Here is an 11,579-nt window from a genome sequence, read left to right as displayed (position 1 = left end):
CTCACTGGGTTAGCTTGCTGAAAACGACGTCGGCGACTTGTCGAGGAACAGACGGATACTGAAGCATTCGATGCTCGACGAGTTCACGTGGTGACATGCCTGAGCAGAGGGCTAGCGCGCGTCCGTAAAGCGCGGGCAGATCGGCACCAAGCGGCACGACCACTGATCCGCTGCGTGAGTGGTATCCCAGGAGGGGGTCGTCACTCCAGAGATTGGCGATGTGCTTCACGAGCTGGGCATTGCCAAGTCTGACTACCCCTGCGTCAACGTCGTCCTCGGATCGAACGACATAGAGAGACCGAAAATCCCTGAGTCGGTAAGCACCGGGCGCGGCGAGCGAGCTGGTCAAGTGCCACGAGGCCGATGCCGTGTCCCACCGTTCTGCAGAGCGATGAGCGGGTACCGCGACTCTCTTGAGCCCTAGCGCAACCACCGAGAGGGCCGGCAGACCCGAAGCGATCAGGGGTGCTGGCGACTCCGAAAGAAGAGACACGCCCAAGGTGGACAGCGCGGCTCGGTTCGGTATCTCGCCAACGACCTCCACCCGTGCCAGTTCCGCGTCAACGGATTGGCGCACTTCGGCGCCATCGCCAACCAACGCGTGGAGTCCCTCGAGGAGCGCGCGCGACCGGGCTCCGATCAACACCCATCGATCCGCTGCTACGGGAACCAAGGTGGCAGAGTTCACGGCCCAGTCAGTCACTTCAAACCAATCGTTGCGGGCGACATCGATGTGCCCCGCGACCTCTTGGCGCCTCAGGAATGCGTCCGCAAACAGTCCCGATCCCTCCACCTGCGCCGCGACGCGTTCGAAAGTGGCGAAGCTTCCGTGTCCGATGTGGTTGAGCGCGTCGAACGCCACCTGGAAATCGGGTTCGGCGGACACCGAGACCGGCGGAATGGCGATCTCAACCGGCGGGCGGCTATTGCCCGCGGTGCGCCGACGCGCAGCCCACGGCGTTCCGGCAAAACGACGCACGAGACCACACGTTCGACATCCCCCCTCGACGCTCCGAATCGGCGGCTGCCCGGGCAACACCGTTGGTAGCTGGAAGTGATGTTTGCCAGTCACGAGGCACGAGTCGACCTCCATCGAGATCCCCACGGCTGTGGGACGAGGAAATGCGTTAGCCTTCGTCCGCTCGCGCAGCGTGAATTCGCCCATCTGCGAGGAGTGGGCGAGATCGCTGCCCAGCGCGCCGACCACCCTCGCACCATTGACGTACCGGTCCCAGCGCGCCGCCGCCGCTGAAAGCGGCCATGTCTTGGCAGCATCAGGTGAATAGACCAGCCGGATGTCGGCTTCGTCCACACTGAACTGGGGCGTTGCTGCGGAACGAAGGCGGAGCAGAGCACTTGATGAGGGTCGCGCCGAATAGTCGACGAGCATCGTGATCAGGTACTCCCCGTCCTCCAGATGGTGGTCGACGAGGGGCACTACATTGAGTTCTCCCGGCTGCGTTACCTCGAGAATGAGTTCACTCGCGTCGATTCGCGCGCCCCGGTAAACCCGGACCGTAATTGAACCAGCGCCGGCGGCGACAGCGATTACCTCCGGAGGTTCCAGCGACGACCACTTGCGAAGGAGCCCGGGGAGGACGAATCCGCCACGGAGAGTGAGGCTCGTGCGTGCACGTGGCGTCAGGGGCAGGAGGTCGGGATGAACGCCCTCGATCGCAGCGGACACGATCTGAACGTGCTCGTAGATGAGCCACCCCTCAGGCATGCCCCCCAGGTTCTGTACTTCGACCCATCCGGGTCTGGCGTGGGAGGCGAGATGCGTCTCGACTCGGTCCCTCGTATCCTCCTTCGCGACGACAAGAGTGTCGTCGCCGAGTGAGACTCGCTCGACCTCTACGAAGGCGCCTTGCATGTCGTCCCAACGAAGCGGCGTTACTCGTCTGGGAAGTCGCTCGAACGGTCGCCCCGCATCATCTCCGAGTTCCCCCCTGAGCCTTTCCTCTAGCAGGGAGATCGCGCTAACTCCCTCGGCGGCCGACAATCTAGTTGACCCACCAGGACCAACCGACGTCGGCACGGAGACCTCACCGTCGACAAGACCGAAACGCAGTATGTCTGGCCCCTCCGATCGGTATGGCAGCATGAGCCCGAACGCGACAGACTTCCTCGGGAAGGTCCGCAAGAACGCGAGCAGCCGTGGCGACGCGGCCTTGCCTTCACGTCCGATTTCGGTGCTATCGGCTCCGCTCCATGCTTCGAGTTCGAGGCATGCTGCCTCAACGATCCGCTCTCGTGCACCAGGCGCTTTCCACAGCGTTCGCAAGTGAGAACTCAGCGGGCTCGGCGTCGCAATCGCATACGGGTCCATGCCGATCTCCATATCGGCGGGCGACAGCCGCGCCCCGGGCGCCAGACCCTCGAGCGAGAAGAACTCGTGGAGGCCATCCCGATCATGCTGCCGGACCACGGCTTGAGACAGGGGCAAGCCAATGTACTCGTGGCCGCCTACGCTGTAAGCGGTCGGAATCCCTCGCTCTCCTTCCCACGCCTCGAGCCACGCGTTCAGCGAACCCCACAAGGCAGCGGCGTGGCGGCGATAGTCGCTTTGGACCCGTGATCTTCGATCGGCCGGGATATCAAGCAGGTCGTGGAGTCGCGCATAGTAGTTGTGCGCCGCCACTTGTCCGTCGGCCTGCATCTGCTCAGCTGCGACAGATAGGACTACGAGCAAGGGCAATGCGTACGGCGTCTCGAGGACTTGCGTCTTGTGTGCAGTTGCCGCATTCGCATGCGCTCGAAACGGCGGCCGACCCGTTTCCTCGAAGCCGAGGGACGCGCGGACCAATTGCGCAATACTTGCGAGGGGGTCCAGGTCGTCGAGTCCGGCCGCGCATGCAATGCGCTCCAGCGCTGCTGCGTCCGCAAGGGCATAGACGGGGCGGCCCGCGTGTTCGGATCCGAACAACTCGTCAGCGATAGCCTCGCTAACGCGCTCGTACGCAGCACTCAAACTTGTCCCCCTCGCCCAGTCGCTATAAAGCTACAGATTGTTGGGGACACCGATCGGGTAAAATCCGCTGTGTCGGGAAAAGAGGGAGACGGCATGCCCGTGGTTTTCGTTACGGACGCGCCGACCGCTTCCGGTCATCGCTACGACGACGTGTTGGGTAAGCAGTACGAGTTTCCCGCCAGGTACGACGATATGGTGACCCCTGGTGACGCCTTCATCTACTATCGAGGATCGCGCGGCGGCAGCGACGGGCGAGCGTCGTATTTCGGTGTAGGTGTGATTGGTCAAGTGCGCGCAAGCTCCCGCGCCGATCACCTGATTGCGCAGGTACACGACGTCCATCTGTTCGACAGTCCGGTACTCGCCAAGGCACCCGATGGCACGTATCTAGAGACCGGTAGCACCCGAGGTACTAACTGGCCCAACGGAGTGCGGCGCATCTCTATGGATGTACTCGAGCGCGTACTTGACCGAGCAGCTGATCGGTCGAACTCTGAACGTACAACGCCGAGCCGCGCGAATGCGATTGTGTCGCCACAGCATACGTCTGCGATGGAACGGTATTCAGTCGCGGTGGCCATGGATCTACTCGCTGAGTTGTTCGGCGCGGACCGTGTGCGAGAAATGCCGCCAGGCAATCCCGGCTTTGACATCCTGGTGGATCGGGTCGACGGCGACCTTCATGTCGAGGTGAAAGGCACGGTGCTGCCGGACCCCGTGTTCCACTTATCGGAGGGGCAGCGACAGCACGCAGCTGCTCGCGGTCACAAGTTCTGGCTGATTGTCGTGTACTCGATCAACGTGACGCAGGCCACCCACCAGGCGGTGCGCCTGGAGGGGCCTCTCGACAGCAAGGGCGTGGAGCTTCAGCCCGAGGCCTGGACGGGGCGTGTAGTGCTTGCAGGCGCGGCGGACTACCCGCACTTCGCGTCGGGCGCCGGCCTGCGAGATGGCATCACTACTCGTGTCGCCGGTTCGCGACGCTAGCCGGTCGCAAACGCGGGTCTGGGTGCGGGTCCGAGGCCCGCCCCCTTGTGCGCGGGCTGCTGGCCGACCAGGCGGTCGAATTGACGTGGCAACGGCGCGGGCTTTGGACTGGTTGGCGGAGGCGTGGGCGCCGGCGCCCGCAGCAAACGAGGCAACTCGACGGAGCATGCGCCGGTCAGCGACCTTCTCAGCGCTCGCCCTACTACTTCCGCGAGGAGCGGTGGGGTCGCGTTGCCCACTTGCAAGACCTGCGCACGCGAGTCGCCCGCGAGCCGCCAGCCATCTGGAAATGACTGCAGTCGGAGCTGCTCACTCACCGTGAGCGGTCGGTTGTCCCAGTGAAACGGGCCAGTTGCGGGACCGGGAGAGGCTGACAATGTCCACGAGGGCAGCCAAGGCGCAAGCTTGAGAAGGAAGTTCCAATACCGAGTTCGATATCCAAACAGCTCAGGACCGCCGCCTCGCGCTGTCAGCCATTGGTAGTTCTCCCCTGGAGGAATCGATGGTAGGAGTTCACCCCACTTACCGGTTGCTCCTGGCGCAGACGACGTCGTCAGATCGTAGAGCGCGTCCCAGGCGGTGCGCGGTGAATCCGCATGGCTCGGGGCGGGCCAATCGAACGGGACTTCATCCCGCATGAAGATGACGATTGCTCGCCTACGGTTTTGAGGCACGCCGTAGTCCGCCGCGTTGACGACGGACACGTAGGGTCGATAGGTCACGCCGCAACGCTTGCCCAGCGCCGCAATCTCGTCCTCCAAGTACTGAAGCGCCGCGCCTGGGCCTCTGACGAATCCGGCCACGTTCTCCAGGAGAACGGCTCGCGGCAGGAAGCGCTCGATCAGCCGGAGCGTGCTCAGCACTGTCTCAGCCCGCTGGTCCAGCATTCCTTGGCGACCGCGCCGCGCCCACTGGGCAGCCATAGAAAATGGCTGGCAGGGCGGCCCGCCGGCCATCAAGTCCAGTTCACCTCGGCGAAGCCCCAGCGACTTAGGGGTGAGGGAGCGGGACAGCTCGTTCACGTCGCCGCTCCCGATTAGTTCCCAGTCCCGATTGAGACGAATGGACTCCCGCTGGGTGCCGCCGATTTCCAGCGCCCCTACCGAGTCGAAGCCAGCCTGCTCGAGGCCGAGATCCATGCCGCCTGCGCCAGAAAACAGCGACAGCGCGGTTAGCTTCATGGGGATCCATCCTTACTTCGCAATGCGAGCTCATCACGGCCAGCTGGGCATGTCAAACCGACTTCGGCGGCCGATCGTCGTCGGCGGCAGCGCATTCGGACTGCTCGCCCCCGGATCCGTCAGGCACGTCGATGCATTCACCCGAGAAACGGCGGGCGAGAACCCGACGCTACCGAAAGGATGGCCAGCTCTCCAGCGACCTTCGAACCGCCAATGCAAGCGATAGTGCCTAGCCTATTGGAGCAGCCTCCTCGACCAACCAGAGACAGTGCCTCGCCGAGTCGACGCAGCGCGGCACTCCGGAGCTGACAATTCAGGATGCCGTGCGCGCTGCCCAGGCGGAGCTGCGGCGTGCGGCGAGGAACCGGGAGGCGGCGATGGTTACGGGGCCGGTGCTTGGGGCGCCGAGTACGGGGCGCGGGTTTGGGATGTAACGGCCTGCTTCTTGCGTGATCTCACCGACTCCGGAAGCGGCTTCACAAACATCTTCGGCGGTATATGTTGGCAAATGGGTCGATGGCCACAACTACCGGCAGTCTCGTGGCCGACGCTGACCAGGGAATCCGCCCAACCGACCCGCCGGACAAGGCTCCCTGGAGCTAAAGTCAGGCCAATTCACTATGACGTAGCCCGAGACTCAGACCAGGGTGAGTGTCGCGTTCGGCTGCATTTCCCAGCCGCGGGACTTGGGCACAAACGTTCCGACAACCTTCACCATCGCATGCGAGTCGTGCGCCGCAATGGCACGCTGATACGCCGAACCGCTTAGTGGGACCCGGACGCGTCGGCGTGACTTGCCGACAGTGCCGTCGATAATGACGAGACCATCCGAGGAGCCTTGCGACCTTTCAAGGCGCCATACTTCGCCTACTACCTGGTCCTCGGTCACTTCGGGTGCGCGGCGCAGCTTTTCGATAACCGGTTTCGCCGACCGCGCGTCGTCGCGATCCAGACGGACCGCTTTGGGCACGTCCGAGTCTTGGCGGTCGAGTCGGGACCATCGAAATGACAGGTCCAGTCCTTGGACGCCCTCGGACGACGACATGGAAGTCACAGCCTCTAGCAGCTGAGCAGTCAGCCCCAATTCCACCGCATCTTCAAGCCGGCTCTCAGTCACGGGGTTGGACAGGATGTCCTGTGCCGCTTCGAGGCCGGTTGCAAGATTTGTCATTACTTGCCGCGAGAACGTGACGTCATCTGGCTCGCTCCGCGGCACCGGGACACTCACGCCGATCGGCGCACTTGCTATAGCGCGTTCCCATGCGGCCTGGCGCTTTCCGTCCTCGACCGAGTCCGCTGCGAGCACGGTGATGACAAAGCTCCCCCGCATGGTGTGTCCCATCCGGACATCGTCCTCGAGGAACCCCCTCACGACTCCAGACTTGCGTCCAGCCGTTGACGCCCGGGGGCGAATGGCGCTGGCAGCTGCCGTCGTCAAAAGTTTCTCGACACCGGTGATCAGGTTACGTGCCTCCACGAACGGTATTGATCCATCGGCTGTGTCCTGATCCGCGCGAACGAGGAAGATGTCCTTGCGTGCTGAGACTATTTCGAGCGCAAGAGCCTCCCCCTCGAGTTCGACTACCTCCGCGATCGCCCGGAGCGCCTCGCGGAATCTGAGACCGAAATCGCTGAAGGAACTGTCGTACGGCAGCATGAGGCTGGCGCGCTCGTCAGCGGTTCCCCATATTGCAAAGTCGGACCCTCGCCGTTCGACCAGGCGCCATTCCGAAAGTAGGAGGTATTGCTCGACCGCCCACGGCGTCAAGTCGACGGATGGGTTGTAGTTTCGAGCCTGCGAATCAGGGAAGTACTTGCTCACGGCGTGCCCCCGTTTCCGATTCGTTGAAGCATGTCTAGTAACTGGTCCGCATCAAACCGGTTGGCAGAAGGAAGGATCACCGTCTTGGAGTCGCTGGTGGTCGCGGGCAGCCCCGCAGTGGACATCCAGTAAGCCTGCCCTCGAAGGAGCAAATCGTCCGGAGAGTGGGACATCCACTGATCGAAGTCTTCGTCTACCAGCAGTGTGACGAGGATCTTGGGCAAGTACGACCTCATCCGCAGACCGTCGTATTGATTTCGCGGGAGCTTGAAGTGAACGCCATCTGCGTGCAACACATCCCGATGCGTGCACTTGAGCTGGACATCTACCGCGCACGCGTCATAGATCGTGTGGCTAGCCTTTTGCCGGATCGTGACGTCCACTTGCTCGTCGTCGACGCGAAGATTCTCCATCTTGCAACGCGCTCGCGTGGCGATCGAGTGCGCGAAAGCGATGCTGTACTGCTCCATCACGTTCGTGCCATGAAGGTCGCCGTAGGGCGCTCCCGAAGGGGTCTGCCGAACGACATCCCACGTTGGATTGGTTGGCAAGTGGTCCCCCCGAGGTGCCGATGTCATTCGAAAGATAGCAGGGGTCACCCACACGCTGGGCGCTACGCGGTAGGCCCGCTACGCGCCGATCTCGCTGTGTGACGGCCCGTCTTCTTCGCGCTGGGGTCGAGTCGATCAAGCTTGGACACCGGAGGGGTTGCGCCCGCGACCACCGACGAGCTTGCTTGCGCCCCGAGGAGTCCCCCACCGGCCGCGGCGAGCTCGTAGATCGGCTCTGGAAGTCCGGGACTACTCTCCAGGGTGCGGGCCCACCTAATCCAGCCCGTAGCCTGATTGCCAAGAGGAACGACGCACCCATGACACTGACGCTTGGCCCGCTGCTGATGGACGCCGGAATCGATCCCTCCCAGGCGCTCGTCATTCGTCACGCGTTCGTGCAGGAGTCCGAAGAGAGCGGTCTCGCGGGGCTTCACGCCAACTCCACCCACATGGAGATATTCGAGTACACGCGGAGACAGTCTTCCAATACGAAGAGTTTCCCGGCCGCTCCTCCACCGGTGTGGGTGGTATTCATCAGGGAGGGCGGCGACCAAGCACGACTGTGGTCGGTGGTGGAGAACCGCGGTGAGATTTCCAACAACGGGATCATTCGGACGTTCGACGTCGCCGAGACCGATCAGATGGCGGATCTACGCGATCGGCTCGTGATCGGCTGGCGATCGCCTCGCACGTGGCGGATGAGCGCAGCCACCGCCGCGCGCTATCCGGTCATAGGTATCGCCGACGCGGAACCGATTCCATTTCCTGGCTTTGACCGCCTGATCCTCGACCACGTCGCGTTGCAAGCAGTGATGCGCGAGCACCGCTACGCGTCGTGGCGCACAGCTCTAGCGTCGGTGTACGGGATCTACCTCATCACCGACACTGTGAACGGACGCCACTACGTCGGCAAGGCGGACGGCCAGGACAGCATCCGGCAGCGTTGGAGCGCCTACGCAACCAACGGGCACGGCGGGAACGTCGAACTGCGCGGACTGGACCCCGCCCATTTTCGCTTCTCGCTGCTGCGTGTGTTTGACCCGTCGACTCCGACACGAGACATCGACGCAGCCGAGAACCACTTCAAGGACGCGCTCGATTCACGACGTCACGGGCTCAACCGGAACTGAACCGCCTCGGTCGCGTCTGCGACGGCGGGAGACTGCGACTAGTCAAGCGGACGCCAACTTCCACCGCCCCTTGATGCCGCGAGGGCTCAAGACGCGCGAACGCCGTCTCCAGCAGGCGATACTCGTTGAGCATCGCGGACAACTTCTATCCCGTCGGTGTGGGCAGTGTGCGGCTGACGACGAGACCTAGTCCCTTCCGTGATAGGTATCCCCACAGCCGCATTAACGAGCCGAGACTCCAGTTGCCACAGCGTCAACCGCGAATTCTGTCTACCGGACCGACGTCGCGAGCGGTTCAATCAAGAACAAGCAGGAGCTCGACTCGTACTCACCCACCTCGGCGACGACTCCAAGTGTGGTGCCCGCGCCGATGCTGCCGGGGTTATCTCCGATGATGTTCAGGTCGCTCGCAAGGTTCACATCTCGGAACTGAAACGCCGGTCCGGGCTGGGCGGTCTCACTGTAGTCCCCGACACCGATTAGGACGTCGTAGCGAGTGGCGTACCCATCGTGGTTGTTCAGGGCGCCAATGTTTCCGTCGAAGGAGATCGTCTGCCCGGAGTACTTGTCCGCAAACGCCGCAATTGCGGGTGCGCAGTAGTCCGTGAGAGCGAGGATCGCCGCGAACTCGGCGTTGTTGGCCGGCGTGATCACGGCAGCTTCGGGTTGCTCCGGTTCTGCAGCCTCCTCTGATTGAACAGGCTGTGCGGGCTCCGTCTTCGCGGGAGGAGACCGGGTTGCCGAAGGCGTCGGCGCGACGTCGGCCTCCGCTGGGGGAGCGTTCCGTTCGCTCAGGGCGCCGATCGTGATCACCGTCACGAGAACTAGCGCGAACACGCCCCCGCCAATTGCACGGGTGATGCCGCCCAGGCGTCGCTGAGAGCTGGTTGACATGTTGCTTAGTGACGATCCATGTCTTGAGCAGACTGCCCAAAATCGATGCCCCCGCAACAGGCCCAAAACGAACTTGCCCGCATCTGCTCGTTGCGTGGGCTGGATACCCGCTCTACTATTGGCGAGTCTTGCCCGCATTTTGGCCGCATCCCATTCGCCCTTGGCTGTTTCGGACGTCGTTCAATGTCGTCGTAGTCTCAGATATCCCCGTAATTCCGCGGAAGTTGTCGTTTGACGTCGCTATGCAGACGGCTCAAAACGTGTTCGAGTCCCGCCAGGGGAACGGCGACTTTCGCTTCTGGCCAGATACTTCTTCGATAGCCAGACCATTTGTAATGCTTTTCTGCCGTCTCTTTGACCGGTCGCGTGTGATCATAAGCCAGCGGCTGACGGACGTGCAGCCAAAGGTGCGGCCCCGACATTGGACGAGGCTGCTCGCGGGCTCGGCGCCTGAGAGGGCGATCGCGACGCGCAGCGAGTGCGCGCAGCGGCCGTCCGCGTCAATCCGCGGCGACCGAGACACTCCACGTCACGCCGAACCGGTCGGTCAGCATCCCGAACCCGGCGCTCCACGCCGACGCCGCGAGGGGCTCGACGATCGTGGCATCCACCGCCAGGGCATCCCAGTAGACCCGCAGCTCATCGAGCGTGGGCGAACTGATCGAGACGAAAAGCGCCTGGTCGGTGATCGTCGTATTGTTCTCGCGGCGGGTGGAGCCGCCGCCGGCGATGCCGCCCTCGATCTGGTCGGGGATGTCGTAGCCCATGATGCGGAAGCCGTTCTCGGCGGCGACGAGGCCGAAGACGACCTTGTCGGATCCGGGGATCTCGGCCGGCATGCCGAAGTCGGCGTAGGTGTTGACGGCGAGGTGGCCGCCGAAGACGGTCTGGTAGAACTCGAGCGCCTGACGGGCATCGCCGCGGAAGTTCAGGTGGGTGGTGGTCTGTACGGGCATGTCTGCTCCTCGATGAATGGGCCGGGATCGGCTCGTGAAATCACGTTCCCACCCGTATAGGTCGATTCCTGTCCTAGACCGCGAGTACCGTCGGATACATGGCCACGACGTCGCGATTGCTCACACTGCTATCGCTGCTGCAGGCCCGGCGGGACTGGCCGGGGTCGGTGTTGGCCTCGCGGCTGGACGTCAGCGATCGCACGGTGCGGCGAGACATCGATCGCCTGCGCGAGATGGGCTACCGGATCGAGACGACGATGGGTCCCGACGGGGGATATCGCCTCGACGCGGGTGCCGAGATGCCGCCGCTACTGTTCGACGACGATCAAGCGCTCGCGGTCGCGATCGCGCTGCGGTCGGCCCCGGCGTTGGGCGCTGGCATCGGCGAGGCGGCCGTGCGCGCCCTCGCGACCATGCGCCAGGTGCTGCCGTTGCGTCTGCGCCACCGACTGGATGCCGTCGAGGTGACGACGGTGGCCCGTGCCGGCGAGGCGCCGATCGAGGCTGTGCCGCTCGACGTGCTGCTCACTCTTGCCCAGGCGGTGCGCGACCGGGTCACGCTGCGGTTCGACTACCTGCCGAGGGGCGACGGGGACCCTCGGTCGCGGCGCATCGAGCCGCACCACCTCGTGACGTCGGACGGTCGGTGGTACCTGCTCGGGTGGGATCTCGAGCGGGACGACTGGCGGCTGTTCTCGGCGGAGCGGGTGCGTCCTCGTGTCCCTCAGGGCGCGCCATTCGTACCGCGTGCGCTGCCGGGTGGTGACGTCGACGCGTTCGTATCGGCGCGGTTCAAAGGGGCGGACACGAATGAGTGGCCCTGTCGGGGAACGGTGCTGCTGCATGCGTCGGCGCGGGACGTGCTGCCGTTCGCCGGCGATGGCGTCGTCACGGCTGTCGACGACGACCGCTGCACTCTCGAGGTCGGGTCGTGGTCGTGGGGTGCGCTCGCCGCATCGTTCGGGCGGTTCGAGGTGGCGATGGAGGTCGTCGAGCCTCCGGAATTGGCGGACGCGTTCGCGGTGCAGGCGGCGCTGTTCGCGGCAGCGGGTTCTTCCAAAGACGGGGACCGGCGAGGAAGCTAGCC

Annotated in this window: 9 protein-coding genes; 3 read left to right on the top strand and 6 right to left on the bottom strand. The window is 63.8% G+C overall.

All coding sequences use genetic code 11. The features are described 5' to 3' along the window. Position 1: 1 nt before the first annotated feature. Positions 2-2,692, bottom strand: coding sequence for a hypothetical protein (locus tag Q9R20_RS05830; RefSeq protein ID WP_311248453.1), 2,691 nt, complete (start codon positions 2,690-2,692; stop codon positions 2-4). Between the two features lie 372 nt (positions 2,693-3,064). Between Q9R20_RS05830 and Q9R20_RS05825 the strand changes: the two genes are divergently transcribed. Continuing rightward, positions 3,065-3,958 (top strand): protein NO VEIN domain-containing protein, encoded by an 894-nt coding sequence (locus tag Q9R20_RS05825; protein WP_311248452.1) that lies wholly within the window; start codon positions 3,065-3,067, stop codon positions 3,956-3,958. Here Q9R20_RS05825 and Q9R20_RS05820 read toward each other — a convergent pair. The 3 genes from Q9R20_RS05820 to Q9R20_RS05810 form a co-directional block, all read right to left on the bottom strand. Beyond that, complete coding sequence (locus tag Q9R20_RS05820) at positions 3,955-5,139, bottom strand: DNA cytosine methyltransferase (RefSeq protein ID WP_311248451.1); 1,185 nt, start codon at positions 5,137-5,139, stop codon at positions 3,955-3,957. The two genes, Q9R20_RS05825 and Q9R20_RS05820, sit on opposite strands and share 4 nt — an antisense overlap. Before the next feature lie 637 nt (positions 5,140-5,776). After that, a complete protein-coding gene (locus Q9R20_RS05815; protein ID WP_311248450.1) occupies positions 5,777-6,961 on the bottom strand; it encodes a hypothetical protein in 1,185 nt (394 codons plus the stop codon). Next, entirely contained in the window at positions 6,958-7,431 is a 474-nt protein-coding gene (locus Q9R20_RS05810) for a DUF4365 domain-containing protein (protein ID WP_311248984.1), read from the bottom strand. The genes Q9R20_RS05815 and Q9R20_RS05810 overlap by 4 nt, the downstream gene beginning before the upstream one ends. Positions 7,432-7,829: 398 nt before the next feature. Here Q9R20_RS05810 and Q9R20_RS05805 point away from each other — a divergent pair, with 398 nt between their 5' ends. Further along, positions 7,830-8,642: a GIY-YIG nuclease family protein gene (locus tag Q9R20_RS05805; RefSeq protein WP_311248449.1), complete on the top strand. Its 813-nt coding sequence runs from the start codon at positions 7,830-7,832 to the stop codon at positions 8,640-8,642. 270 nt (positions 8,643-8,912) lie between these two features. Here Q9R20_RS05805 and Q9R20_RS05800 read toward each other — a convergent pair whose 3' ends face one another. Together Q9R20_RS05800 and Q9R20_RS05795 are read right to left on the bottom strand one after the other, a co-directional pair. Beyond that, positions 8,913-9,536 carry a DUF4839 domain-containing protein gene (locus tag Q9R20_RS05800; protein ID WP_311248448.1) on the bottom strand — a complete coding sequence of 208 codons (624 nt, stop codon included), beginning with the start codon at positions 9,534-9,536 and terminating at the stop codon, positions 8,913-8,915. A 500-nt stretch (positions 9,537-10,036) separates the two neighbouring features. Next, on the bottom strand, positions 10,037-10,492 hold the full coding sequence (locus Q9R20_RS05795; protein WP_311248447.1) for a VOC family protein: 456 nt from the start codon (positions 10,490-10,492) through the stop codon (positions 10,037-10,039). 98 nt (positions 10,493-10,590) lie between these two features. On the opposite strand from Q9R20_RS05795, the gene Q9R20_RS05790 reads away from it, so the two are divergent. Beyond that, a complete protein-coding gene (locus Q9R20_RS05790; RefSeq protein WP_311248446.1) occupies positions 10,591-11,577 on the top strand; it encodes a WYL domain-containing protein in 987 nt (328 codons plus the stop codon). The last annotated feature ends 2 nt before the right edge of the window (positions 11,578-11,579 follow it).

The sequence above is a fragment of the Microbacterium sp. PRF11 genome (assembly GCF_031844085.1).
GTDB lineage: Bacteria > Actinomycetota > Actinomycetes > Actinomycetales > Microbacteriaceae > Microbacterium.
Note: the sequence above shows the minus strand (reverse complement) of the source record. Positions and strands in the feature narration are given on the sequence as shown.

Excerpts from the sequence above, each read along its gene's own strand:
- Q9R20_RS05825 (WP_311248452.1), top strand. The coding sequence starts at position 3,065 with ATGCCCGTGGTTTTCGTTACGGACGCGCCGACCGCTTCCGGTCATCGC.
- Q9R20_RS05820 (WP_311248451.1), bottom strand. The coding sequence starts at position 5,139 with ATGAAGCTAACCGCGCTGTCGCTGTTTTCTGGCGCAGGCGGCATGGAT.
- Q9R20_RS05810 (WP_311248984.1), bottom strand. The coding sequence starts at position 7,431 with ATGGAGCAGTACAGCATCGCTTTCGCGCACTCGATCGCCACGCGAGCG.
- Q9R20_RS05805 (WP_311248449.1), top strand. The coding sequence starts at position 7,830 with ATGACACTGACGCTTGGCCCGCTGCTGATGGACGCCGGAATCGATCCC.
- Q9R20_RS05800 (WP_311248448.1), bottom strand. The coding sequence starts at position 9,536 with ATGTCAACCAGCTCTCAGCGACGCCTGGGCGGCATCACCCGTGCAATT.
- Q9R20_RS05795 (WP_311248447.1), bottom strand. The coding sequence starts at position 10,492 with ATGCCCGTACAGACCACCACCCACCTGAACTTCCGCGGCGATGCCCGT.
- Q9R20_RS05790 (WP_311248446.1), top strand. The coding sequence starts at position 10,591 with ATGGCCACGACGTCGCGATTGCTCACACTGCTATCGCTGCTGCAGGCC.